The organism is Pseudomonas sp. MWU12-2345 (genome assembly GCF_023242385.1).
Classification (GTDB): Bacteria; Pseudomonadota; Gammaproteobacteria; order Pseudomonadales; family Pseudomonadaceae; genus Aquipseudomonas; species Aquipseudomonas gingeri_D.
Window position 1 is genome coordinate 150,442 of record NZ_JALLJA010000001.1, and the last position, 24,069, is coordinate 174,510.

Here is a 24,069-nt window from a genome sequence, read left to right on the forward strand (position 1 = left end):
ATCCATGTGGTTGAAATGGCTTTGTGTAGTTTAGGTTTATTTTATTAAAGTGAAATCATCTTTTTGGGTGTTTTTGTTGTGTTAGTTAATCTTTTTGAGTGTGATTCAAGGGCGTTTTGTCTTGCCGAGAAGTGTAGCGGACAGGCGCTGATATCACAGCGCGAGGGCTCGATCCTGAATGACTTGCTTCATCACGAGAGTTGAGCTGAGACGCTGCACATTGGGCAGCACGGACAGTCGCTCATCGCGCTGGTATTGCTGGTTGAATAGCGCCTTGCTTGAATCCTTATGCCTGATGCCGCTGCGCATACTGCTGCGCCAGCGTTATAAAGTCCTGTGATTCGGGGAACGCCTCGAAGCCATGCACGGCCCCGGTGGTGACCCAAGGCAGCTTTTCACGAGTCCAGGTTTCAATGAACGGAGCGAATTGTCCTGGGTTATCCAGCAGACTGGAGCGGACACCGACGATCGCTTCGTTGCCCGCTGGGCGGGTAAACAACCAGCTCAGGCAATGAGGGCAGAAGTAGTGTCGCGTTGTCCCGTGCAAGCCGCCGATCACCGGCTCGCCTTGGGTGATCACGAACTGCTCGTTCGGCACTAGCGCACTGAGGGAGAACGCACTGGCCGACATTTTCTGGCAGCCGGTGCAATGGCAGGCCGTGGTGATGATCGGTGGGGCGTGCAGCTCAAAAGCGACCTGGCCACAGCGACAACTGCCGTAGGCGAATACTGGGCGACTCATCACTACCTCCTTTCGTCTTGATGTTTTAGTGAACGCTACTGGCGTCTGGCCCTGTGGCCAGCTGGGCAGCCCGTCCGGCAGGATCAGCCTGGGTGTAGCTCATGGCGCGACAGCGGCATTGGTCAGTGAGTGGCATGGGTAAAACTCCTTCAAGGGTAGAGGTGGCGGACGAAGCGGGGTGTCCGTGGGATATGCTTGACCAGCATGAGGCCGCGCCTCACGAAAGAAAATTAGCCAAAATTGCCCAGCGGCTCACAGGAAATGTATGAACGCGCCTCAGCTACAGTGGGAAACCCAGCGTGCCTTTCTGGCGGTATTGCGCACCGGCAGTCTATCGGGGGCGGCCCGTTTGCTGGGCATCGCGCAGGCCACCGCGCGTAGGCGGATCGAGGCGTTGGAGCAGAGCGTGGGCGTCAGCCTGTTTATCCGCTCGCCAGCGGGTCTGCTGCCGACGGAGATGGCCAAGGACCTGATCAGCCATGTCGAAGCCATGGCCATGGCGGCTAACGCGTTCAATCGAGCGGCGTCGGCGGATGCGCAATTGTCGGGCGGCACGGTGCGCCTGACCAGCAGCAAACTGCTCGGGGTCGAGGTATTGCCGCCCATGTTGCGCACGCTACGCCAGACCTACCCGCAACTGGCTGTCGAGCTCAGTGTGTCGAACCGTCTGCAGGCGCTGGCCCGGCAGGAGGCCGATGTGGCGGTGCGTATCCGTCGGCCGACCGAAGCGGCGGTGGTCACGCGCAAGGTCGGTGATCTGCAAGTCGGCCTGTATGCCACCCCTGAACTCCTGGCGGAGCAGGGCGCGCCGGATACCGTTGCGCAGTTGGATGACTATCCGCTGATCGGGCCTGACCGCAATCTGGTGGAACTGCAGTTTCTGCGTGAGCGCGGCTTCGACTGCACGGCGCAGCGCACGCTGGTTCGTACCGATGATCACCTCGCACAACTGGCGGCGTTGCGCGCGGGGTTGGGGATCGGCGTCTGTTCCAGCCAACTGGCCCGACGTCACGGACTGATACGCGTACTGCCCGGACAGGTGGAATTTTCCGTGGATGTCTGGATCGCCATGCACCAGGACATGCGACGGGTTCAGCGTATTGCCTTGGTGTTCGATGCGCTGGGAGCATCGCTGACGCAGTTTCTGGGGACTGACTAAGTCCCCGGGTTGCCAGATCAAGCGTGCTTCACCGTCTGCTTTCTGCTCGCGAAATTGGCCAGCAAGTCGAGACTGGAGCAGAACACAAAGTAGACCAGCGCCACGAACAGGAAGATCTCCGTAGGGTGGACCATCACCCGGTTGCTGACCTGGGTCGCCACGAAGGACAGTTCGCCGACACCGATCACATAGGCCAGGGAGGTGTCCTTGATTAGCGAGATCCACTGGTTGAGGAACGACGGCAGCATGATCGGCAAGGCTTGCGGCAGGATGATCAGGCGCATGACCTGGACGGGTCGCATGCCCAGCGCGCGGGCCGCTGCCCATTGGCCGTCCGGCAGGCTCTGGATACCGGCATGGACCGAGTACGCCAGGTAGGCGCCGCCGATCAGCGACAGGGCGCAGACCACGGTGAACAGCGCCGGGATATCCACGTGGAAGATGATCGGCAGCAGGAAGTAGCTCCAGAAGATCAACATCAGTACCGGGATCGCCCGCAGGAAACCCAGCACCGCGATCAATATTCCCCGTGGCCAGCCCTTCAGGCTGCTCAAGGCTATGCCCAGCACCAGGCCCAGAAGGGCGGCGGATACTCCGGACAGTACGCTCAGCATCAGGGTCAGGGCCGCGCCGCCCAAGGGACCGTCGGGGTAGGCGCCGATCAGGAAGTACTCGAGGTTGTCGCTGATAACGGAAAAGTCCATGTCATGCGGCTCCCTGGCGATAACGTTTGGTCTGGCGGATCCATTGGCCGGCCGCTTCGAGCAGCGCAATGCTGAAGATGTAGAGCAGGGTGGCGAAGCCGAAGGCCTGGAAGGTCTTGAAGGTTTCGGTCTCCACCTGGCGCGAGGCGTAGGACAGCTCGGCGAGGCCGATGGCCATGGTCAGCGAGGAGTTCTTCAACGCATTCATGTATTGCCCCAGCAGCGGCCCGAGGGCGGTGCGCAAGGCTTGGGGCAGGACGATATAACGCCACACCTGTGCTGGCCGAAAACCCATGGCCACGCCGGCCTCGCGTTGCTGCGGGCGCACTGAGGCGACGCCGGCGCGAAACTCCTCGGCGATAAAGGCCGAGGTATACAGCGTCAGCCCCCAGAAACCGGCGATAAATTCAAAGGACGGCCAGCTGATTTCAGTGCCGGCCACGCTCACTTCATGGGGCGTGTTCAGCCAGCTCACCAGTCCTTCGGGCAGCAGGGCACTGAGGCCGAAATACCAGAAGAACAATTGCACCAGCAGCGGCGTGTTACGAAACAACGCCAGGTAGGCCCGTGCTGGCCAGGACGCCAGGCGCGAGCTGCCCAGACGCGCGAGGCAGATCAGGAAGCCGAGCCCGGTGGCCACCAGGCAGACCACGGCGGACAGGGCCAGGGTGAGGAGAAAGCCATCGAACAGCCATTTCAGGTAATGCGGGCCCAGCAATTCACCAAACATCAATCACGGTGTCCATCCAGAATACAAAGAGCCCGCGCGGAAAACCGCGCGGGCTGTGGGTGTACGACAGGGAGGGCGATCAGCTCTTGTCGCCGATCTTGTACAGGCGGGCCAGCGGTGTCTTGGTGTCCGGGCCGAACCAGGTGTCGTAGATCTTCTGCGCCTGGCCTTTGCTTTCCAGCTCGACCAGCGTCTGGTTGACCAGGTCGGTCAGGGCGGTCTCGCCCTTGGGCAGGCCGACGCCGATCAGGTCATTGGAAATGGTGAAGGGCGGCACTTCGTACTTGTCCTTGTCCGGGACGTTGGCCAGCAGGCCGATCAGCTTCGGACCGTCCTGGGTAATGGCCTGGACATTGCCGTTGCGCAAGGCGGTGAAGGCGAACGGGGTGTCGTCATAGGCGATGACTTTGGCGCCGGGGAATTTCTCGCGCAGCACGCCTTCGTTGACCGTGCCCTTGTCCACGCCGACACGCCATTTGTTCAGGTCCTCCTGGGACTTGAGGGTGCCTTTCTTGACGATGAACTGCTGGCCGGAACTGAAGTAGGGAATGCTGAAGTTGACCTGCTCGGCGCGCTCCGGGGTGATGGTGAAGTTGGCCAGGACCAGGTCGACCTTGTTGGCGACCAGCAGTGGGACGCGGTTGGCCGGGTTGGTCGGTTGCAGTTGCAGCTTGACGCCCAGCTTGTCGGCGATGGCCTTGGCGTAGTCCACGTCCAGGCCTTCGATCTGTTTGCTCTTGGCATCGATAAAGCCGAAAGGCGGGTTGCTGTCGAACGAGGCGACGCGCAGAACGCCGGATTTCTTGATGTCCTCCAGGCGGTCGGCATGGGCCAATCCCGAGAGGACGGCGAGGGTGAGGGCAGTGAGGGCAGTCAATTTCTTCATGGGTGATCTCAACACTTAGTGGATGATTCTGGTGCCGAGTCTTGCAGTCCATGAATAAACAATAAAAGAATATAAAAGAATTTGTTGATACTTTTATGGAATAAGTCGGATTTCCGGGGACTTCGTGTAAACCGCGGGCTAGAGCGTTGCCGATCACTGGCTCGGACGAATGCTTCTACACTGAAAGCATCAGGTTTATCCCGTCGAGGGCAATATGAAAATCTCACTTCGCTTGGCGTTTTTCAGCGTGGCGGCGACGCTGGGCTATCTCGGGCTGGCGGTGTGGGGATTCGGTGGCTGGTCAGCCTTTGCTGCCCAACCCGCATTGCTTGCGATCGCCGTGGTGACCCTGTTGTTGGCGGGCTCGGCGCTGTTTACCGAAGCCAACCTCAGCTCCGGCGTGCGCGAGGATCGCGGCAATCGCTGGGTGATTCCGGTCATCGGCGCCCTCGGCTTGCTGCTGGTGGGGCTGGTGCCCTGGACGGCTCGCCTGGGCTGGTGGACCTTTGGTGGTGAGGGCGTGCGTTGGCTCGGCGTGCTGCTGTTTACCGTTGGCGGTGTGTTGCGGATGTGGCCGGTGTTTGTGCTGGGCAAGCGCTTCAGCGGGCTGGTTGCGATCCAGCCGGGGCATCGGCTGGTGACCACCGGGCTCTATCGGGTTTTGCGCAACCCGAGCTACCTCGGGCTGCTGGTCAACTCGCTGGGCTGGGCACTGGCCTTTCGCTCCGGTGTCGGGGTGTTGCTGACGGCGTTGACGCTGATCCCGCTGATTGCGCGCATGCACTCGGAGGAGGCCTTGCTCAAGGCCGAATTTGGCGAAGAGTACGAGGCTTATCGTGCGCGCACCTGGCGCCTGCTGCCCTGGGTTTATTGAGCTGTTGCGTCACGCGTTCTGATTGCCCGAGCGGGTAAACGAATAGCGGTCGATATCCTGCCGGAGCTGCCAACCCTGGCTTTGCCAATAACGGGCCGCGTCCTCATTGGTCTTGAACACGTCGAGATGACACTTGAGGATGCCGTGGCTTTCCAGGATCGACAGGCAGCGTTCGACCAGTGCATTGGCGATGCCCTGGCGCCGATAACGGGGCAGCACGAGCAAGTGCTGCAAGTAGCCCCGACGACCGTCATGCCCGGACATGATGCAACCGCCGAGTTCGCCGTCGACTTCAGCCACGAAGCTCATCCCCGGGTTTCGTTCCAGGTAGCGGGCGGTCGACTCACGGGAGTCGGCGTCACGCAGGGAAATGCCGGGTGTATTGCGCATAAGGTCGATGACCGCCTGGTAATCGTCCATCGTCATGACACGGATATTGATCATGGGGCTGAGCCTGGCTGTGTGGATTGTCCGGCCTGGCAGCCTATCAGAAGCCACTCAAGCGTTGGCATTCCGATCCGCCAAGGCACCTTGCTGGCGGATGCCTGTTCTGTTTTTATGACTCGACCGGTCGCGCGGAGACTGGTTTCGCCAACCCTGTTCCGGAGACGTGTTGATGTTCCTGATCCTTGCCCTGATCGTCCTCCTCGTCGTATGGGGATGGTGGACCTATCCACGTGTAGGAGGTCTGCTGTTTGACCTGATCACGAGTCTGGAAGCACGGCTCTCCCGGGTGAAGGAAGTCCCGGTGGCGATTGAGCGGATGACCTTGTCGACCTTCCAGGGCGGGACTCAAAGCAACACGCCGCCGCTGTTGCTGATCCACGGTTTCAGTGCCGACAAGAACCTCTGGCTGCGCTTTGCGCGATCCTTCGTTGCTGACCACCGGGTGATCATTCCCGACCTGGCCGGGCACGGCAAAAGTGGTTTCGAAACGGGTGGCGACTACAGTATCGCGACCCAGGCGCAACGCATGGTCGAACTGCTGGACGCCAGCGGGATCGACAAGGTGCATGTGGTCGGCAGCTCCATGGGCGCTTACGTCGGTACCTGGCTGGCGGCGCATTTTCCGGAGCGGGTGTTGTCCCTGGCGTTGATGGGACCGGTGGGGGTCAACCTGCCGCAACCCAATGAAGTGGAAGAGTTGGTCAAGCAAGGCAGGAACCCTTTTCTGATCCACTCGCGGGCGGAGTTCGATCGGTTTTTCTCCATGACCATGGCCTCGCCCCCCTGGATACCTGGCGTGTTGCTGGCGGCGGAGTCGCAGACCTATATCGATCGGCGTCCTGAACTGGCGGAAATCTTCGACGACTTCCATGACAGCCCGCGGATGGAGCCCTGGCTGAACACTATCCGTGTCCCGACCTTGCTGCTGTGGGGGCGTGAAGACCGCATGGTCCCCCTGGCCAGTGCAAAAAACTGGATCGCTGGCATTCCCCATGCGCGCCTGGAGTGCTGGGACGGCGTGGGCCATCTGCCGATGGTCGAGCGCCCGGAGCAGACGGCGGCGCTGTATCGTGAGTTTCTGACTGCGCAATAAGCGATGGACGCGCCACCGCTCTTTTCGCCAAGAGCGACGCCAGGGGTCAGGCTCGGGAGGAGGGCGCACGAACCTTGCCGAAGTGCACGGACAGGTAAGTCCCGATCGCCAGGGCTCCGACCATCAGTGCGATGAACTCCGAATTTAAGCCGACAGTCACGGGCTGTCTCGACAGCAGGGCAAGGCCCACCAGCAGATTGAAGGCACCCCAGAGAAAATTCACCAAGGGTGACGAGGGGCCTTTTCCTCGTGGTTTTGCAAAGGGCGTGGGAAAGACTTGACCGCACAATCCGGCAGCGATGTGCGGAAGGGCATTGCAAAGAAAAACACCGGCAAAAAACGCTGTGATGGACATGGATCACCTTCAGGCTGGGCATGGATAAAGGTTGCTGGTTTCAGCTATCGGTAGCGCGGCTTGTCGGGGCGACGCGCCGGGAGATGAAGGCCGCGATTGCCGGTCCGGCCAGCAGCACCACGCCGAAGCGCGCCATCTGCATGGTCATGACGAAGGGCACGTCGACGTGGCTGGAAGCGGCGATGATCGCGACGGAATCCGCGCCGCCCGGGCTGGTTGCCAGGTAAGCGGTGAGCGGGTCGATGCCGGCGGCAAAGACGAACACCAGTGCCAGGCAGCCACAGATCGCGATCAGCGCCAGGGTGCTGGCGAGGATCGCCGGAAAGGCTTTCAGGGCGTACCTCACCAGTGGTCGGGTGAAGGGCAGGCCGATCCGCCAGCCAATAACCGCATAACCGAGTGCCAGCAACCAATGGGGGATCTCGATGCTGATCAAGCCCTGATGCGTGAGGAAGATCCCGCCGATCATCGGCACCAGCAGGGAGGCCACCGGTATTTTTGCCAGGCGTGCGACCAGCGGGCCGGCGGCCACAAGGGCCAGGGTCTGGGCCAGTGGTAGCCAGTCAATGCTCGGAAACCAGATGACCGAATGCACCTCATGCACCACGCCGGCACCGGTGAAGTGGGTAATCAGCGTGGCGATGACCGCCACCAGGATCACGCGGGTGTACTGCATGCAGGCGACGAGTTGCGCGTCGGCCCCGGCGTTCTCGGCCATCAGGATCATCACCGTGGCGGCGCCCGGGCTCAGCCCCCAGATAACGGTGGTTCCCGGCAATACCCGCAGGAGGGTCAGTCCCCAGCCCAGCAAACCGGCGGCGACGACGACACCGATCACGCCCAGTACAAACAGCGGCCAACTGCCGATGGCGGCACCGGCAAGCGATTGCACCAGGGTTCTGGCAATCATGCAGCCCAGAATGCCCTGGGCGAAGGCGGAGGCCAGCCCTGGAATCCGCACCCGGGTGTTGACGAAGGTGATGGCGGTGATGACGGCGCCCAGCATGGGGCCGAGCAGCAAGGCAGCTGGAATGCCGACCCAGGTCAGGGCCAGGGCGAACAGGGCTGACAATCCCAGGAGCACGCTCCACTGTCCTATCGAGGCGAGCTTGCCGGTTCTGGAAATGGCGAGATGAGCATCTGCGTTGGACATGGAAACCCCTTGATGAAACCGGACTGGAGGCTGGGCGTTGCTTCGGGTCGGTGCGATGCTAGAATGAGAGGATATCCTCTAGTAAAAATAGTGAAGGACATCCTCTCATATGTCAACAAAACCTATCGCCAAGGGTCAGGAGCCCAAACGTGCCAAAGGGCATATTCGTGTGGCGGCCATTCTGGAAGCTGGGGTCGAGCTGTTTACGGAAAAGGGTTTTGATGCGACGACAATGACGGAGATCGCTGCGCGCTCGGGGACGGCGATTGCCTCGCTCTACCGGTTTTTTCCGACCAAGGAGTCCGTGGCTGAGGCGCTGTTGATGAACTACGTCGAGCACGCCTTTGAATCTCTCGCTGAGCTGGGCGCGCAAGCCCGCACCATGACAGCGTCGGAACTGGCTTCTGCGTTTATCGACTTCAGTCTCGCGCTGCAGTCTGAGCGTCAGTTCGCCATCAACCTGGTGGATGTCGCGGGGGCCAGCGAAAGCCGGCGGCAACAGTTTCGCAAGGCCATGGTGGAAGGTATCGAGGTGGCATTGCGTGAGGTGATTCCGTCCCTGGCCCCGGCCAAATCGAAGGCCGTGGCCATGACGCTGCTGAACGTGTTCAAGGGCGTGGGACGGATCAGCGGGGAGGCGCCCGCCATGCAACAGGTGCTGCTGGTGGAGGCCAAGGATATGGTTCGGCTTTATCTTTCGGCGCTGGAGGCCTAGGTCTATACCGGGTTTTCGTCAACGTCGACCTGATTGATGCGGTTGTACACGTCTTGCAAATGGGCAAAGTCGGCGCAATAGAGGTCTTCGATGACTTTGGTGTCGGTGATGGGCCGTTCGAAGGTATGGCCAAAGTCATCGGGGGCGTCGAGGCCTATCGTGCGTTTACTGGCCTTTTCAGCGCTGAGGGGGGCTTGCGAGCGAGCACTGCTGCCGAAGCGGTGCAATCCCGATATCCTGTCGGGCTTACTTCACTAACGCGGATCACGCCATGTCCAGGTTATCCTTCGCCATCCGAATACTGTTCGCGTGTTGCCTGTTGATCGCTACCGCTAACCACTTGCGGGCAGATTTTCAGCACGGATTCTTCTGGGACTACGGGTATGGGGAAAGTGCGCACTGGGCCAGTCGTGTGTTCTGGGGCGCGTTGACCTTCCTTGATCCGTTGGCCGCGCTGCTGCTATTCATCAAGCCCAGGGCCGGCATTGCCCTGACCGCCGCGATTATCGTGGCTGACGTTGCCCATAACACTTACTACGTCGCGCTGAATCAGCAGTGGCTGGCGTCTTTCTATCTGTCTCAGGTGGCCTTTCTTGTCGCGGTCATGCTGCTTTCGCCCAAGGTCTGGCAGGCGACGCCAAGCCGTCTGCGCCTCGATTCGTAAGTCCTATCAAACTGAATGATTGCTGAACGACCTTCGGATGGAGGCGAATCAAGCCAAATGCCGCACATGTAGGCCATGTTGTGTCTGATATTGTCTAGCCATTACTTATGCTTAAGCGTTGGGTCAAATAAATTCAGCAAGGGATAATGCGATTTGATCAGGTACAGCTCGTTGAATGGAGCAGGGCGCTACGCCTTGTTCTGCATGGTTCTATGCATACTCAGCTTGCCCTTTCAGCTATTTCCGTCCCATTCGGATTTTGGTCTTCAAGGAAAGACAGTCAAGTTGTTCAATGGGACGCTCAACCATGTAGCTTATCATCGGGGCCCCGGTGTGGACCTCGTGACAAAGAACCTGGAAACCGGGAGCTATCAGGTGTTTTCAGTCGTCAGACTGAGCAATTTCAGCAATAGATCCGGCCTGCTCAAGGGGCAGCCCATTGAGCTGAGCCATCTTGCAGGCAACGTGTTGACATGCCGGATCAATGGCATCGAGTTCTGTGCCGCGCGTTGTTGGGATGCAGCCAGCTGCATCAAAATGCAACGCTTGGTTAGCGACAAAACCGGCCAATTTTTCTCGTGGTTCTTATTTTCGTTCGCTGCGTTCTTTGCTGTGTGGTCCTTCGCAGAGCATCTGTACCATAAGCGCTTGAGCAGAGTGCGAACGTGATTCAAAGGAGGGGGCTTGCGCCACCCTCCAATTCGACACTACTTGTAGTGCTGCTCAAACATCGCCACCTGCTCCGGCTTGATCAGCTGGAACGGCACCCACACATCCGGTTCAACCGCTTCGCCCTTGATCATCTTGATCGCCGACTGGACCGCCACGGTCGCCTGGGCCTTGGGGTCCTGGAAGACCGAGGCTATCAGCATCCCGCGCTTGATGGCCGCGAGGCCGTCAGGCAGGCCGTCGATGCCGACAATCGCAATCTCACCCTTGGCCTTGCCGGCCTGCTGCAAGGCCATGGCGGCGCCAATGGCCATCTCGTCGTTGTTGGCCACAATGGCGTCGAAGTGGGTGCCCGCCAACAGCCAGTTGCTGGTCAGGTCCATCCCTTTGTTGCGCTGCCACTCGGCACTTTGCTGCTCGACAATCTTGATCCCGGGATAGTCCTTGAGCACCTGTTTCACACCCTCGGTTCGGTCATGGGTGGCATTCTGCGCGAGGTCGCCCATGATGATCGCCAGGCTGCCTTTGCCCCCCAGCTTCTCGGCCAGATAACGCATCTGCAGTTGCCCGGCCTCGATATCATTCGACGCCACGGTGACCACACCCTTGGGCAGGGTACGTTCGTCCGGGTGGCGGTTGACGTAGACCAACGGGGTCTTCGCCTCGACGGCAGCGCGGGTCATATTGGCGGTGGCGGAGGTGTCCACCGGCAGGACGATCACCGCATCAACCTTCTGGCTGAGAAAGCCCTCGACCTGGTTGAGCTGACGCACCACATCGCCCTGGGCATCCTCGAACTGGATCTGCACGCCCTCCTGTTTGGCGGCGGCTTCCAGGCCATTGCGCACATAGGTCATGAAGTTGTCGTCAACCCGGGCAATGCTGACGCCGATGCGATAACCGGCGCTGGCCCATTGGCTGAAGAGCAGTAACAGCGTGGCAAAAAGCAGTGTGTAGCGACGCATGATGGTTTTCCTTTTGTTGTTATGAGTTGAAATTCATCAAGATCAAACATGAAGACCTCCAGCGCACTGCAAGTTGAATCCGCCGGAAGTACCGGTCCTCAATCAAGCGTGAACGCCTGCCGAAAGCGCTCAAGTGCCGTTTCGCTGTCGCCGCTGGCCCAACCCTCGAGCCCGACCACGCCGGTATATCCCATGCCGAACAAGGCCCTGGCAATAGCCGGATAATGAATCTCGCCGGTGCCGGGCTCCTTGCGTCCGGGGACATCGGCGACCTGGATTTCGCCGATGGCGGGGCCGGCGCGCTGGATCAGTTCGATCAGGTTCCCTTCGCCGATCTGCGCGTGGTAAAGGTCAAGGTTCATCTTCAGATGCGGGCTCCCCACAGCCTCGATCAGCGCCAGGGTGTCATCGGCGCGGGCGAACGGGGTACCGGGGTGGTCGACCTCGGTGTTGAGGTTTTCCAGCAGAAACACCCGGCCGGCGTCTTCACCCAGGCGGGCGATTTTTTCCAGGGTCTTGCAGGCGCTCAGCCACATGCGGCCGGTGGTGCAGGCCACCGGTTTGACCGGCAGGCCCTTGTCGCCCAACCCCGTGCCATGCAGGTTGAGGCTCGGGCAGTTCAGTTGTGCGGCCACGGCCAGGGATTCCCGGGCGCTGTCGAGCAACTGGCGGATCTCTTCGGGGTCGGTCAGGTTGCCCGAGATATAGCCGGTCATGGAGGTGAAGTCGGCACCGGTGGCGACCAGGGCGGCGATGTCCTTTTTTGTCCAGTCCCAGATTTCGGCGCTGAAGCCCAGTGCATGAATGCGTTTGACGCGCTCGGTAAACGGCAGGTCGAGGAAAACCATTTCGGCGCTGATCGCCAGCTTGAAGGGTGAAAAGCTCATCAATGGGCTCCTTGCACACGTACGGTTTTACCTTGCTGGAAGGACTCGATACAGGCGCGGGCAATGGCCAGTGCCGCCCGGGCATCTTCGCCGCTGGCCAGGGGTTTTTCCCCGGAACGTACACAGCCGACAAAGTGATTGAGCTCGGCAATGTAGGCATCACGCAGCAGGTCGGTGTCCAGGCGCAGCGTGTCGGCCTGGATACCGCCGGCCAGATAGCGCACCAGGTCCGAGTCATTGACGTTGCCCATGGTCAGCATGCCGGCGCTGCCGAAGACTTCCCCGCGCACATCGTAGCCATACACCGCCTGGAAGTTGGCCTCGGCCGTGGCGATGGCGCCGTTGTCGAAGCGGATCGTCACCACGGCGGTGTCCAGCAGGCCCTTGTCCTTGTACTCCGGGGCGATCAGGGCATCGGCCATGGCATGCACCTCGACGGCTTCAGCGCCCGGGTTGAGGTAGCGCAGGGTGTCGAAGTCATGGATCAGGGTTTCGAGAAAGATCACCCACTGCGGTGAGGCGGCCGGGTTGTTCAGCGCCGGGTCGCGGGTCAGCGAGCGCAGCAGTTGCGGCGTGCCGATACGGCCGGCGACCACATCCAGGTGGGCGGTGCGAAAGCTTCTGGCAAAGCGCCGGTTGAAGCCGACCTGCAGCGTGACGCGGGCATCGGCGGCGGCGGCGATGGCGCGGTCGGCTTCGTCCAGGGTGATGGCCATGGGTTTTTCGCAGAACACGCCTTTGCCGGCGCGGGCGGCGCTGATCACCAGTTCGGCATGGCTACGGGCCGGGGCGGCAATCAGGACGGCGTCGATCTCGGGGTCATCGAGCAGTTGCTGTGGATCGGTATAGACCCGTGCCCCGCCCAGCTCCGCCGCCAGGCGGGCGGCCTGGCCGGGCACCGGGTCGGCGATAGCACTCAGGCAGGCACCGGGAATGTGCCGGGCGGCGGTCTGGGCATGAAAGCTGCCCATGCGACCGGCGCCGATAAGTCCCAGGCGGATGATCTTGGATGTGCTCATGAAAAATGACTCCGTCTTATTGTTGTTCATAGGGCTTGGCAGCAGGCAATGCCGTGGCTGGTACAAGGCATGGGAGCAAAGGCTGTGCCAATATTTAACTACTTGATATTTAACGGATTTATCTATGAGTATTTGAGGTGATTGTTCAATCGGATGACATGTCTATACTGACATGTCAAAAATATGAACATTTAGGTGGATATCGATGGCGATGAACCCACAACTGATGGCCTTCAGTGCGCAGGATCTCGACTATCTGACCGCCTTGGGTCCCGCATCCTTGAGCGAGGGGCCGATTGCCGCCCTGGAGCAGGCTTGGTTGGCTTGCCGGCAAGGGCATCAGGATCGACCGGAAGGGGTCAGGCAGGTGATCTGGGACTCCTGGCGGCGCAGTGTCAGTGTCGGTCTCGATCCCGAGGACGGCGAGTATCGTCTGGTGACTCCGCAGGCTCTGACCGCAACGCTGTCGGCCAATCGCGCGTTGATCACCGCCGCCGCGGAAGTCATGCGCGGGTTGCTGGCCTACAACCCCAGGGGTCATATCAACCTGACGGACGCCGAAGGAACGACCCTGTATTTCTGCGGCCTGGACCTCACACCCGTGGGCAGCCGATTGCTGGAGTCGGTCCAGGGCACCAACTGCACGGGCTTGGCACTGGCCGAAGACCGCCTGATGTACGTGCTGGCCGAGGAGAATTTCGGCACTGGCCTGCGTCGACGGCGCATGCACTGTGCCGCCGCACCGATCCGCGATGCCCAGGGCCGGACACTGGCCATGCTGACCCTGACCGCGGAGCCGGGCTGGTTCCATTTCCATACTTTGGGTACCGTGCAGGCGGCCGCCGAAGCCGTGTCGCGGCAGATGGCCTTGCAGGCCCTGCTGGATGAACAACAAGCCGTCCTTGAGGTGCTCAACGAAGGGCTGGTGGTGCTTGATGAGCGCGGCTGCATCAAGGCGCTCAACCGTTATGCCCGGCAACTGTTTCGCGTCGGCCGGGACCTGCTGGGCAGTCCGTTCGAGCGCCTGGGGCAGAGCGAGCTGACCGCCGAAATGTTATTGCGCAGCGGCGAGGGACTGCGGGATCTGGACTGCACCTTCGAGCTGCCTGACCGCAGCCACCTGGCGTGCCTGGTGTCGGTGTGCTCACTGGAGCAGGGCGGACGGATTGTTTCGCTGCGGGAGAACCGCCGTATCCGCGAAATTACCCGACGCATTATCGGCACCCAGGCCAGTTACACCTTCGAAACCATCCAGGGCAGTTCGCGGGCCATCCAGGACGCCTTGCACCTGGGCCGGATCGCCAGTCGCAGTGATTCCACCACCTTGATCCTGGGGGAGAGCGGCACCGGCAAGGAGCTGTTCGCCCAGGCGATCCATAACGCCAGCGAGCGTTGCAGCGGTCCGTTTGTCGCGGTCAATTGCGGCGCCATTCCCCGCGACCTGGTGCAGAGCGAACTCTTTGGTCATGTCGAGGGCGCCTTTACCGGCTCGGCCCGTGGCGGTTCGGCCGGGAAGTTCGAACTGGCCGATGGGGGTACCATCTTCCTCGACGAAATCGGCGATATGTCCTTCGAAGCCCAGGTCAGCTTGCTGCGGGTTTTGCAGGAGGGCGAGGTGACGCGGGTAGGGGCGAAAAAATCCCAGCGGGTCGATGTGCGCATTATCGCCGCCACCCACCGCAACCTGAGCCAGGCCGTGGCCGATGGGGCTTTTCGCGAAGACCTTTACTACCGCCTCAATGTCCTCAACCTGACGGTCCCGCCGCTGCGGATGCGCCGCGAGGATATTCCCTTGCTGGCGCGATATTTTCTCGGTCGCTGTGCCCAGTCGCTACGCAAGTCGGTGTTGGACCTGTCCCCCGAGGCCCTGGAGATACTGTTGGCCTACCACTGGCCGGGAAATGTCCGCGAGCTGGAAAACACCATCGAGCGCGCGACCAACCTGGCGATGACCGAGTTGATCCAGCCGGGCGACCTGCCGCTTGAAATCAAGCAGCGGCTCCAGCCGCCGGTACCGGGCCGTGTTCCTGAGCCCCGGGCGGCGTTGGACCTGGGCACCCATGAGATGAACGCGATCATCGCGGCCCTCAAGGACACCCGAGGCAATGTCCGCGTCGCCGCCAGGCAACTGAACGTCTCCCGTGGCGGGCTGTACAACAAGATGCAGCGCTTCGGACTGAACGCCGACGCGTTTCGTGATGCGGCAAGCGGTTGAGCTGCTGGCTCGATCCGCTTGCCTTGGAAGTGACGCCGTAATGCCCTTGGCCACGTTGGGCCTCGAGGGTGCGGCTCCAGTCGTCCCTCTTGCCGACGCCGGCGACCCATTCATCCTTTCAACCGGGTCCTCCCCCAGAGCAACCCCAACACCGCCGCCAGGGACGACGCGGCGAGCACGCTCAGTTTTGCCGCCGAGAGTAGCGTCGGATCGGAAAACGCCAGCGACGAAATGAAAATCGACATGGTAAATCCAATACCTGCCAGCAGGCCGACCAGGGCGACACCACTCCAGGTCACGCCTTCAGGCAGCCTGCAGATGTTCAGCTTGACCAGAACCACGCTGGCCAGCATGACCCCCAGGGGCTTGCCCAGTACCAGCGCCAGTATCACGCCCATGAACACATGCAGGGACAGCCCATCGTCCAGATTGACCCCCTGCAGGCTGACGCCCGCGTTGGCCAGCGCGAAGAGCGGCATGACGCCGAACGCCACCCACGGATGCAACCCGGCCTGAACGCGCTGGACCGGCGGCAACATTTCCCGCTGGGCCTGCCGGAGTTGCTTCAGGGGTTTGGCCACGGTCTGTGGGCTATCGCCCGAAGCGGAAAATCGATCCATCAGCTCCTGGAACGTCCGCCCGATAGTCTCCAGCGGCTGTTCCTTGGCGGGCCGGGAGCTGACCGGGGTCATCAGGCCGAGCATCACGCCTGCCAGGGTCGGATGCACGCCGGTCTTCAACAGCCCGAACCAGACAATAGCCCCCGGCAGCAGGTACGCATACGCCTTGCCGATGCCCATCCGCTGAAACACCAGCACCAGCAACAGGCCGCCGGCCGCGATCACCAGGCCCAGGTAATCCAGGCTGGCGGCATAGAAGAGGGCAATGATCAGGATGGCGACGATGTCATCGATAATTGCCAGGGCCAGCAACAGGACGCGCACCCCGCTTGGAATCGATTTGCCCAACAGGGCAAGGACACCCACGGCGAAGGCAATGTCCGTGGCGGTGGGGACGGCCCAGCCGTTGGCTGCCGGGGTACCGTGGTTGAGCAGGGTGTAGATGATCGCCGGCATCAGCACGCCGCCCAAGGCGGCACCCAGGGGCAGGGTGGCCAGCTTCAGGTTGGCCAGTGCCCCGTCCTTGATCTCCTGGCGGATTTCAGCCCCTACCACCAGGAAGAAGATGGTCATCAGTCCATCGTTGACCAGAAAGTGCAGTGAGCGCGAGACCGTGAAGTCGCCCAGGCCCACGGTGAGCGGGGTGTTCCAGAAATGTTCGTAGGAGTCCGCGACCGAGCTGTTGGCCCAGATAAGGGCCGCAATCGCGGCCAGCAGAAGCACGATGCCGCTGACGGCTTCGATATGCGAGAAGCGCTCCAGGGCCGACAAGGCGCGTTCGGTCAGAGCCTGCGGGCGAGGGATGGAAGGCAACGCTGGGTGTCTTTCAGGCACAGCAATTCTCCGTTGGCGGCCCGACCAACGTTTATGCTTTAACCTGCGCTGTGCCGTATGCAGCAGCGCACCCAGCGCGATGATAAGAACCTGATGGGCGAGATGCAAATCCCCTGTGCCACACGACTCGATGGAGGCCTGCTGGCTCGTCGCGACCCAGCCCTGGGTTATGGGGTTTCTTTTTTAGAGGCGCTGCCATCGTCCGAAGACTGAAGAAACCCCCGGGCCATCTGCTGGTACAACTCGGGGCTCATCCGTGAACTGACCGCCTTGGCAATCAGCGCGACGGCCATGAGGCTGATCACCATCCCATGACTGTCGATCATCTCCATCACAATGATCGCGGAAGTGATGGGGGACTGTGTCACGGCGGCCAGGAAACCCACCATGCACAGGGCAATCATCGGCTGCGCGGCCAGGCCGAAAAAGTCGGCGGCATTGGCCCCCACGGCGGCGCCGACGGCCAGGGACGGGGCAAAAATGCCGCCGGGAATACCGGAAAAATAAGTCACGAGGGTGGCGAGGAAACGCGTGACAGGCGCGTGCCAAGGCAGGCCGGTATCGGACGCAATGATATGGGTGGTGATGCTGTAACCGCTGCCAAATGACATACCGCCGCTGAACCAGCCCAGGACCGCCACCAGCAGCCCGCAGACGCCTGCGAACCAGACCGGGTGCGTGCGGCGCCACTCCCAGATGATGAAATGACGATGGCGCTGGGGCCACAGCAGCATGCGGCTGAACAAACCACCCAGCAACCCACAGCCGACACCGGTCGCCAGCGCCGCAATAGCGATATTGAGTGTGATCTCTTGAACGTTGAAGTGACCGAAATAGTTGTAGTTACCCTGCAAGGCGATGGCGACCATGCCCGACAGGATGATGGTGCTGAGCAGCACGCCACTGGTTCTGGTTTCCAGCTTGCGTCCCAGTTCCTCCACGGCAAACGCGACACCGGCGAGGGGCGTATTGAACGCGGCGGCGATGCCCGCCGCGCCGCCGGCGAGGATCAGGTCTTCGCTACGGATGATGCGTGCATTGGGCAGGTAGCGATGAAAGAAATGCATGATCGAGGCGGCGACCTGGACCGAGGGGCCTTCGCGTCCCGCGGAAAAGCCGCCGGTCAGGGCCAATGTACCAAGGCCTATCTTGGCGAAGGCGATACGCAGCGACACCAGGTGATTGACCGGCGCGCCCTTGTGGGCCAGGCGGGTGGCGGCGATCACCTGGGGAATGCCACTGCCCTGGGCTCCAACAAAAAAGCGCGTGGTCATCCACACCACCAGCATGCCAACCAGTGGCGTGTAGAGAAAGGGCAGCCAGGGGCGTTCGGCGGTGTGCAGGGCAAATTGTGTCAGCGCAAGGTCCGCCAGCCGGGCGAACATCACCACCAGTAATCCGGCGAGGGTCGCGGCAGCCCAGAGGGTTACGCGAGTGCGCCAGCGCAGGGAGGCAAAACGACGACGTAGCAGCAATAACGGTTTGATCACCCGGCAGGATTCCAGTTGAGGTTCAGGACGGCGCAAGGAGCAAGATTAGCCCGATAAGCGATCCCCTCCAACGGGTTTCGCGTGTATCGAAATGCTCCTGCGCCGAGCCCAGCCTGACCTACGGCGCCACCTGTTACAGCGAAAAGCGCGCCAGCATCCCATCCAGCTCCACTGCCAGACGCCCCAGCTCCTGGCTGGCATTGCTGGTTTGCGCCGCACCGCTGGCGGTCTGCATGGACAGATCGCGGATGCGTACCAGGTTATGGTCCACTTCACGGGCCACCTGGGCCTGCTGCTCGGCGGCGGTGGCGATCACCAGGTTGCGCTCGTCAATGCCGGCCACCGACCTGGAGATGCTCCCCAGCACATCCTTGGCCACCTGCGCCCGCTGGCGTGTGCGACCGGCCTGGGCGGCGCTTTCGGCCAGGGCCAGGACCGTGTCGCCGGTGCCCTGATGAATACCGTCCATCATCTTTTCGATTTCCCGGGTTGACGCATCGGTGCGTTGCGCCAAGCCACGCACTTCATCGGCCACCACGGCAAACCCGCGCCCCGCGTCACCGGCCCGCGCCGCCTCGATGGCCGCATTGAGCGCCAGCAGGTTGGTCTGGGCGGCCACGCTGCGGATCACCTCCAGCACCTTGCTGATGCCCTGGGTCTCCACCGCCAGGGCCTGGGCACGAAGGCTGGCCTGTTCGACCTGATCGGCGAGGACGCTGATATCGGCCATGGTCTCGTCCAGTTGTTGCTGGCCTTCGCGCACGGCGGTGCTGGAGCTGCGGGACTCGCTGGAGGTCTCCACCGCATTGCGCGCCACTTCCTCCACCACCTGGCTCATCTGGGTGACGGCGGTGGCGGCGTGTTCAATCTCGCCGTATTGCTGGTGCAGGTCCTGGGCGCTGTCATGCATGATCGCGCCCATCTCCTGGGTGGCCGCGTTCAGGCGGCCGACGGCGCCACCGATCTGATTGATCACCGCGTGCAGTTGATCGCGCATATGGCCGAGCATCTGCAGCAGTTGCGCCACCTCGTCCTGGCCATGGGCGACTACCAATTGACTGAGATCGCCGGCGGCCACGGTCTTGGCCACCTGCAAGGCCTGGCGCAGCGGCCGGGTGATGCTCACGCTCAGGCGCCAGGCCTGCAACAGCATCAGCACCAGCGCCACGCCGATGACAATCGGTAGTAACAGCTGGACCTTCTTGAAGGTACTGGCGGTGTTTTCCAGGGCCTGCGCGGTGGTCTGCTTGTTCAGCTCGCGGAGCAATTGCACCTGCATGTCCATCATCGAGCCCTGGTTGGCCAGGTCGTTGTTGGACAGGTTGGTGGCCTCGCTCATTTTCTTCTGCTCGACCAGATCGATGGCCTGCTTGAACAGGGTGACAAATTGCTGCGAAGCGTCCTGCAGCAACTTGATCGAGTCCCGTTCGGTGCCTTCCGGAACCTTGGCCAGGTACTCGGTAAACCCCTGGTTCACCTCGGCACTGAGCTGTTGCAAGTTGATCTTGCGGTTGGTCAGTTCGGCCGGGTCGTTGGCATACACCAGCAACAGCGCGGCTTCGGTGCGCATCTTGGCCAGGTCGATGGCGATGGCGTCGGCCTGGGCGATACTCGACAGCGGTCCTTGCTCGATCAACTCGCCGTCATGGCGAATGTGCTGCATGGCCGTCAGGCACAACCCGCCCAGGGCGACCAGCAACAGGGCACAGAGCCCGAAGCTGGCCAGCAGGCGCTTGCCGATACTCAGGCGGCGCAGCAGGGCAGGTCGTTGGGAGGGCTTGCGGAGAAAGGCGAAACGAAGGTTCACGGCGTCGGGCTCTTAATGAGGAACTACGCCAGCGGTTGTAACAATATTGCATGATGGCTTTATGACGCTTTTGTGGATGACGGGAATTTCATGTTCGAACGGTGATGGCATTGCCCCTTGCAGACGGAGAACGATCAGACGAGCTACGCTCTAGGGAATTTCCTACCCTATGTCCTGTTATCCCTACCCAAAAATAGGGATGCACCGATGGTGGAGGGGCACGCATGCAGCGATGATTTTTTAACGCCAGTCAGTGCTCACGGCCTCTATTGCGCGATCCGCCTGATTGCGTTTACGCATTTCGGAAGCACTGCGCAGGTGACGGACCAACGATATCCAACCACTCCCGACCAGTGTTGGCGGGGATTGGCAATTGAATGCTCAAGGGGGTGGTGATGGCAGGTCTGATGGATTCCGTGAACAGTCGAACCCAGCTGGTGGGGCAGAATCGCCTCGAATTGCTGTTGTTCCGCTTCGACGAACACCAACTCTATGGCATCAACGTGTTCAAGGTGCGAGAAGTCATGCCCTGTCCGGCGTTGCATATCATGCCCAAGTCCCACCCCGTGGTCTGCGGTGTGGCCAATATTCGCGGCACCTCCATCCCGATCCTGGATCTGGCGCGGGCTACCGGTTTGCCTGGGGTCCAGGACATGGCCTCGGCGTTTGTGATCATTACCGAGTACAACACCAAGACCCAGGGTTTTCTGGTCTCGGCGGTCGAGCATATTGTGAACCTGAACTGGGAGGACATTCATCCGCCACCCAAGGGCAGTGGCTCCGATCATTACCTGACCGCCGTGACGCGGATCGATAACCGGCTGGTGGAAATCATTGATGTCGAGAAGGTGTTGTCCGAGGTGGCGCCCACCAGTGAAGTCATCTCCCTGGGGGTGATCGATGCCCAGACCAATGCCAAGGCCCCCGAATTCCTGGTACTGACGGTGGACGACTCGGTCGTGGCCCGCAAGCAGGTCAGTCGCTGCCTGGAGTCGGTGGGGGTGAAGGTGATAGCGCTCAACGATGGTCGCCAGGCCCTGGACTACCTGCATGGCATGCTCGACGAGGGAAAGTCGCCGGCGGACGATCTGCTGATGATGATCTCCGATATAGAAATGCCGGAGATGGACGGTTACACCCTGACGGCGGAGGTGAGAAATGATCCTCGGCTGCAGAAGCTGCATATTGTTTTGCACACGTCCTTATCCGGCATTTTCAACCAGGCGATGATCAAGAAAGTCGGGGCGGACGACTTTTTGGCCAAGTTTCGCCCCGATGACCTGGCCAGTCGCGTGGTTGAGCGTATACAGGCGGTCGGGAAGGGCTGATCGTCTGTCGGCGCTCAATGCAGGAGGAGGCCGTGGGCCTTGTGCGGGTGAGGCACCACTTATACTTGGCCGCTAAAGCCAGGTATTCACCACCCGCCTATCCAGCTCCTCCCACTCCGCCATGCCCAGCACCCGGGTGGTGTTCAAGCCGCGTAAATAGCCGCGCAACTGATTGGCGGTGGCCTGGAGAAGCTCGGGGTCGGCCGGGCTTTCGGCCAGCAGTACGGATTCGTACTGGACGAGGTAGTCGGCCACCCGCTCACGGAAATCGGGCAAAACGGCGTCGCGGATCAGGTCGAATGTTCTCAAGGAGACCTCCTTATGAGTCTTTTATTGTGGTGATGGGGTGTATCGCTGCCTGCACGGCGGACAACTATTGCTAGACGTAATACTCACCATCACGAAACGCAAGTTCTACTTTGTCGACAATAACCGGAAAATCGCCGCCATCGAACACATTGCTTATTTTCAGGAAGAGATTGATGCGCCCTTCATTTGTGCTTGCCATGGCCTTGGGCTCTTTGTTGCTGGCCGGTTGTGCCTCCGCGCCGAACGACCCGAGCCTGACCTTGCAGACCAGCAAGACCCCAGCCCAATACGCCGACTGCGTCGTACCGAAATTGCAGCACAGCGCGTTGAACCCGACCGTCTCGCAGACCCAGCGCAGCTACCGGATCGTGGTGACGAGCAAGGTCTCGGCGGACAACGTGCTGGAGGCCCACAAGGCTGGGACGGGTGGCAAGGTGTTCGTCTACGAGCGGCATTTGCTGGCGTCGAACTTTCTGCCTTCGAGTTTTGAACGTGCGGCTCAGGATTGCATCTGACGTCGGCGTGTAAACGCTTTTTATCGCGCTCCTTTGGTTGGCCGCAACCGACCCATTTTTTTGCCCCGCACCGGATTCGGTTGTGGGGCTTTTTTTGTTATGGGATGAGCAATGTATGGCCTGCTGGTGGTACTCGGTGGACGAAACGCCGGAGGAGGGCGGCAACCTGAAGGCTACCGCCGGCTGCCCAGTCTCAGCCTAAGCCTTTTGGCGAGACAGTATTCTCTGGTTCAGATCATCGACCACCGCTTTGCCCATTTCACAAAGGTAGTGGGACGCCCAAGCATAACGTTCCCCATCCTTCTCCATGGCAGCGTCCAAGGCCAAGTGCTTTGCGCAGTAAAACAGATTGGAGGCGTATTCCATGGCGTCCTTTATCGGAATATCGGGGTTGACTCGGAACAACTCCTGATCCCCCGCGCCGCAGGAGGCAAAGGTAATGACGCCGAGGGTCTTGATCGGGGGATAGTCGTTCATTGGACACCTCCAGCAATTACGAAGGTGTCCGAGGTGTGAAGGTCGAGCGAAGCGAGTACGTGCATGGTAAAGCTCCTACGTCTAAGTGAGAGCCACCGCATTCGTCCCAGGCGATATACGCAGGTTGGAAGCTGGAGGCATAGATCTGGCAGGACCTGAGTCCTCCCACGCACTGATGCCATCAGCAAAGTTGCAGACGAAAAATGCCTGTAATCGTGACCGGTAGCGCCTGTGCGCTATGTCTTCGGGTTTCCAAGCCCGGTCGCCGAATAGGCGGCGACTACCGAAGACTAGTGTTCGGTCTCTACCGCGACAAGGTCAGGATTATTACCGATTGTGGCGAGGAGGCATTTTGGAGGACTGCGACCTCGGCGGGGGGGGCAGGTGGGCGACTATACGAAAGATGGTCATGACGGACTCAAGGCGGTGCATAGGCGTTCAACATAGGTCGGATTGCTGCACTATCCAGACCAGCACAATCAGTAGAATTGCCTTGAATACGGCAGTGGCTAATTAGTAGCATGCGGCCCCTGCTATGGACCCCCGTTCACACCCGAAACCCATTGGCCAATACAGGCCGCTCCTCTTCAGAGTTTCCCGTTATGGCTCGCAGGACGCGTACCTTACTGATTATCCTTTTGCTGTTGTCAGCTGCTGCTCTCTGGCTCAATGTCGATTGGTCGAAGCTTGGAAGGTTCTACCATGGTCTCCGTCTGGCACAGGCATCGATGCTCACAGACGAGCAAAACAAGCAGATTCTCCAAGGCTTGAAAAAGGACTTCGGCGAACAGGCGAGTTTCTCTTACGCCGTCAGTAGCGACCACAACGGCACCGTCACCAAGACGGTCCGGGCGATTCTGACGTGCAGCTCCATCAATCCTCCGCGCTACCTTGATGCGGTCGTTCACCGGGTGCATGACGCCGGGCTGGGTTGGCCCGACAAGGTCGAATTTGTCTATACCTGCGGCTTTGTCAGGCCACCGTCTTTCGAATTAACGCCTCGGGAAATGTCACAGGCCATGGAGGAGCGGGCTAAAGAGGACTTCACGTGCAGGGATGTTCGTGCCGGGACGTACTCGATACCGGGCACTCAGACACAGCAATCCATGTTTGTGCAGGACGGCGCTGTTGATATGAAGTTTTCCAAGGACGAAGACGGAAGGGTTGTAAAAGCACAATGGACGACAGGGGAGCAATTCATGCAACCCAAGGAGCAGCTCCGGCTGATGCGTTGCATGACCTATGCGTTGCTGCGAACCCTCGCGCCAGAATTGTCGACGCAAGAGGTTCAGACAGAGGCCGACGCCATCTGGCCGGCCAACGGCGATTCGGCCTCGGTAAAGATAGGTCGTTATACGGTCGAATCCAAGTCCAAGCCGTTGGAGATGATCGCCTATCCTGTGCGTTGAGCT

26 protein-coding genes and 1 pseudogene are annotated in these 24,069 nt (G+C 60.7%); 9 read left to right on the top strand and 18 right to left on the bottom strand.

Annotated elements, in window-relative coordinates:
• Nucleotides 1-153: 153 nt before the first annotated feature.
• Together M5C71_RS00685 and M5C71_RS00690 are read right to left on the bottom strand one after the other, a co-directional pair.
• Nucleotides 154-246, bottom strand: a pseudogene (locus M5C71_RS00685) (AsnC family transcriptional regulator); the annotation flags it as partial.
• 40 nt (nucleotides 247-286) lie between these two features.
• Nucleotides 287-742 (bottom strand): GFA family protein, encoded by a 456-nt coding sequence (locus M5C71_RS00690; RefSeq protein WP_248767018.1) that lies wholly within the window; start codon nucleotides 740-742, stop codon nucleotides 287-289.
• 265 nt (nucleotides 743-1,007) lie between these two features.
• Here M5C71_RS00690 and M5C71_RS00695 point away from each other — a divergent pair, with 265 nt between their 5' ends.
• Entirely contained in the window at nucleotides 1,008-1,901 is an 894-nt protein-coding gene (locus tag M5C71_RS00695) for a LysR family transcriptional regulator (RefSeq protein WP_248767019.1), read from the top strand.
• Nucleotides 1,902-1,918: 17 nt separating this feature from the next.
• Here M5C71_RS00695 and M5C71_RS00700 read toward each other — a convergent pair whose 3' ends face one another.
• The 3 genes from M5C71_RS00700 to M5C71_RS00710 all read right to left on the bottom strand — a co-directional run bounded on the left by M5C71_RS00700 (nucleotide 1,919) and on the right by M5C71_RS00710 (nucleotide 4,221).
• Complete coding sequence (locus M5C71_RS00700; protein ID WP_248767020.1) at nucleotides 1,919-2,605, bottom strand: amino acid ABC transporter permease; 687 nt, start codon at nucleotides 2,603-2,605, stop codon at nucleotides 1,919-1,921.
• A gap of 1 nt (nucleotide 2,606) precedes the next feature.
• The gene (locus tag M5C71_RS00705; RefSeq protein ID WP_248767021.1) at nucleotides 2,607-3,335 is read right to left on the bottom strand and encodes an amino acid ABC transporter permease; all 729 of its coding nucleotides are present in this window, start codon (nucleotides 3,333-3,335) and stop codon (nucleotides 2,607-2,609) included.
• Between the two features lie 79 nt (nucleotides 3,336-3,414).
• Complete coding sequence (locus tag M5C71_RS00710) at nucleotides 3,415-4,221, bottom strand: ABC transporter substrate-binding protein (protein ID WP_152739620.1); 807 nt, start codon at nucleotides 4,219-4,221, stop codon at nucleotides 3,415-3,417.
• Nucleotides 4,222-4,435: 214 nt separating this feature from the next.
• On the opposite strand from M5C71_RS00710, the gene M5C71_RS00715 reads away from it, so the two are divergent.
• Nucleotides 4,436-5,095: an isoprenylcysteine carboxylmethyltransferase family protein gene (locus tag M5C71_RS00715; RefSeq protein ID WP_152739621.1), complete on the top strand. Its 660-nt coding sequence runs from the start codon at nucleotides 4,436-4,438 to the stop codon at nucleotides 5,093-5,095.
• Nucleotides 5,096-5,104: 9 nt separating this feature from the next.
• Here M5C71_RS00715 and M5C71_RS00720 read toward each other — a convergent pair whose 3' ends face one another.
• A complete protein-coding gene (locus M5C71_RS00720) occupies nucleotides 5,105-5,539 on the bottom strand; it encodes a GNAT family N-acetyltransferase (RefSeq protein ID WP_248767022.1) in 435 nt (144 codons plus the stop codon).
• Nucleotides 5,540-5,711: 172 nt separating this feature from the next.
• Here M5C71_RS00720 and M5C71_RS00725 point away from each other — a divergent pair, with 172 nt between their 5' ends.
• Nucleotides 5,712-6,635 carry an alpha/beta fold hydrolase gene (locus M5C71_RS00725; protein WP_248767023.1) on the top strand — a complete coding sequence of 308 codons (924 nt, stop codon included), beginning with the start codon at nucleotides 5,712-5,714 and terminating at the stop codon, nucleotides 6,633-6,635.
• Between the two features lie 46 nt (nucleotides 6,636-6,681).
• Here the strand turns inward: M5C71_RS00725 and M5C71_RS00730 are convergent, their stop codons facing one another.
• Nucleotides 6,682-6,990: a hypothetical protein gene (locus M5C71_RS00730; protein ID WP_103496189.1), complete on the bottom strand. Its 309-nt coding sequence runs from the start codon at nucleotides 6,988-6,990 to the stop codon at nucleotides 6,682-6,684.
• Nucleotides 6,991-7,030: 40 nt separating this feature from the next.
• Nucleotides 7,031-8,143 carry an AbrB family transcriptional regulator gene (locus M5C71_RS00735; protein WP_248767024.1) on the bottom strand — a complete coding sequence of 371 codons (1,113 nt, stop codon included), beginning with the start codon at nucleotides 8,141-8,143 and terminating at the stop codon, nucleotides 7,031-7,033.
• A 109-nt stretch (nucleotides 8,144-8,252) separates the two neighbouring features.
• Here M5C71_RS00735 and M5C71_RS00740 point away from each other — a divergent pair, with 109 nt between their 5' ends.
• A complete protein-coding gene (locus M5C71_RS00740; RefSeq protein ID WP_177099162.1) occupies nucleotides 8,253-8,858 on the top strand; it encodes a TetR/AcrR family transcriptional regulator in 606 nt (201 codons plus the stop codon).
• 2 nt (nucleotides 8,859-8,860) lie between these two features.
• Here the strand turns inward: M5C71_RS00740 and M5C71_RS00745 are convergent, their stop codons facing one another.
• Nucleotides 8,861-9,085 carry a hypothetical protein gene (locus M5C71_RS00745; protein ID WP_248767025.1) on the bottom strand — a complete coding sequence of 75 codons (225 nt, stop codon included), beginning with the start codon at nucleotides 9,083-9,085 and terminating at the stop codon, nucleotides 8,861-8,863.
• 44 nt (nucleotides 9,086-9,129) lie between these two features.
• Between M5C71_RS00745 and M5C71_RS00750 the strand changes: the two genes are divergently transcribed.
• Nucleotides 9,130-9,522 (top strand): hypothetical protein, encoded by a 393-nt coding sequence (locus tag M5C71_RS00750; RefSeq protein ID WP_248767026.1) that lies wholly within the window; start codon nucleotides 9,130-9,132, stop codon nucleotides 9,520-9,522.
• Between the two features lie 381 nt (nucleotides 9,523-9,903).
• Here M5C71_RS00750 and M5C71_RS00755 read toward each other — a convergent pair whose 3' ends face one another.
• The 4 genes from M5C71_RS00755 to M5C71_RS00770 all read right to left on the bottom strand — a co-directional run bounded on the left by M5C71_RS00755 (nucleotide 9,904) and on the right by M5C71_RS00770 (nucleotide 13,062).
• On the bottom strand, nucleotides 9,904-10,092 hold the full coding sequence (locus M5C71_RS00755; RefSeq protein WP_177099156.1) for a hypothetical protein: 189 nt from the start codon (nucleotides 10,090-10,092) through the stop codon (nucleotides 9,904-9,906).
• 137 nt (nucleotides 10,093-10,229) lie between these two features.
• Nucleotides 10,230-11,156 (bottom strand): sugar ABC transporter substrate-binding protein, encoded by a 927-nt coding sequence (locus tag M5C71_RS00760; protein ID WP_103496195.1) that lies wholly within the window; start codon nucleotides 11,154-11,156, stop codon nucleotides 10,230-10,232.
• Nucleotides 11,157-11,254: 98 nt separating this feature from the next.
• Complete coding sequence (locus tag M5C71_RS00765) at nucleotides 11,255-12,043, bottom strand: TIM barrel protein (RefSeq protein ID WP_248745847.1); 789 nt, start codon at nucleotides 12,041-12,043, stop codon at nucleotides 11,255-11,257.
• Nucleotides 12,043-13,062 (bottom strand): Gfo/Idh/MocA family oxidoreductase, encoded by a 1,020-nt coding sequence (locus tag M5C71_RS00770; RefSeq protein ID WP_103496197.1) that lies wholly within the window; start codon nucleotides 13,060-13,062, stop codon nucleotides 12,043-12,045. The genes M5C71_RS00765 and M5C71_RS00770 overlap by 1 nt, the downstream gene beginning before the upstream one ends.
• Nucleotides 13,063-13,273: 211 nt before the next feature.
• Here M5C71_RS00770 and M5C71_RS00775 point away from each other — a divergent pair, with 211 nt between their 5' ends.
• Nucleotides 13,274-15,277 (top strand): sigma 54-interacting transcriptional regulator, encoded by a 2,004-nt coding sequence (locus M5C71_RS00775; RefSeq protein ID WP_248767474.1) that lies wholly within the window; start codon nucleotides 13,274-13,276, stop codon nucleotides 15,275-15,277.
• A gap of 110 nt (nucleotides 15,278-15,387) precedes the next feature.
• Here the strand turns inward: M5C71_RS00775 and nhaA are convergent, their stop codons facing one another.
• The 3 genes from nhaA to M5C71_RS00790 all read right to left on the bottom strand — a co-directional run bounded on the left by nhaA (nucleotide 15,388) and on the right by M5C71_RS00790 (nucleotide 20,028).
• On the bottom strand, nucleotides 15,388-16,731 hold the full coding sequence (gene nhaA, locus M5C71_RS00780; protein WP_248767027.1) for a Na+/H+ antiporter NhaA: 1,344 nt from the start codon (nucleotides 16,729-16,731) through the stop codon (nucleotides 15,388-15,390).
• Between the two features lie 167 nt (nucleotides 16,732-16,898).
• Nucleotides 16,899-18,221, bottom strand: a complete 1,323-nt coding sequence (locus M5C71_RS00785) for a chloride channel protein (RefSeq protein WP_248767028.1) — start codon at nucleotides 18,219-18,221, stop codon at nucleotides 16,899-16,901.
• A gap of 133 nt (nucleotides 18,222-18,354) precedes the next feature.
• Nucleotides 18,355-20,028, bottom strand: coding sequence for a methyl-accepting chemotaxis protein (locus M5C71_RS00790; RefSeq protein WP_103496200.1), 1,674 nt, complete (start codon nucleotides 20,026-20,028; stop codon nucleotides 18,355-18,357).
• A 395-nt stretch (nucleotides 20,029-20,423) separates the two neighbouring features.
• Here M5C71_RS00790 and M5C71_RS00795 point away from each other — a divergent pair, with 395 nt between their 5' ends.
• Nucleotides 20,424-21,356 (top strand): chemotaxis protein CheV, encoded by a 933-nt coding sequence (locus M5C71_RS00795; protein ID WP_103496210.1) that lies wholly within the window; start codon nucleotides 20,424-20,426, stop codon nucleotides 21,354-21,356.
• A gap of 72 nt (nucleotides 21,357-21,428) precedes the next feature.
• Here M5C71_RS00795 and M5C71_RS00800 read toward each other — a convergent pair whose 3' ends face one another.
• Entirely contained in the window at nucleotides 21,429-21,665 is a 237-nt protein-coding gene (locus M5C71_RS00800) for a hypothetical protein (protein WP_103496201.1), read from the bottom strand.
• A 173-nt stretch (nucleotides 21,666-21,838) separates the two neighbouring features.
• Between M5C71_RS00800 and M5C71_RS00805 the strand changes: the two genes are divergently transcribed.
• Complete coding sequence (locus tag M5C71_RS00805; RefSeq protein WP_248767029.1) at nucleotides 21,839-22,180, top strand: hypothetical protein; 342 nt, start codon at nucleotides 21,839-21,841, stop codon at nucleotides 22,178-22,180.
• Between the two features lie 198 nt (nucleotides 22,181-22,378).
• Here the strand turns inward: M5C71_RS00805 and M5C71_RS00810 are convergent, their stop codons facing one another.
• A complete protein-coding gene (locus tag M5C71_RS00810) occupies nucleotides 22,379-22,657 on the bottom strand; it encodes a DUF3077 domain-containing protein (protein ID WP_177099149.1) in 279 nt (92 codons plus the stop codon).
• A 602-nt stretch (nucleotides 22,658-23,259) separates the two neighbouring features.
• On the opposite strand from M5C71_RS00810, the gene M5C71_RS00815 reads away from it, so the two are divergent.
• Nucleotides 23,260-24,066, top strand: a complete 807-nt coding sequence (locus M5C71_RS00815) for a hypothetical protein (RefSeq protein ID WP_248767030.1) — start codon at nucleotides 23,260-23,262, stop codon at nucleotides 24,064-24,066.
• Nucleotides 24,067-24,069 lie beyond the last annotated feature (3 nt).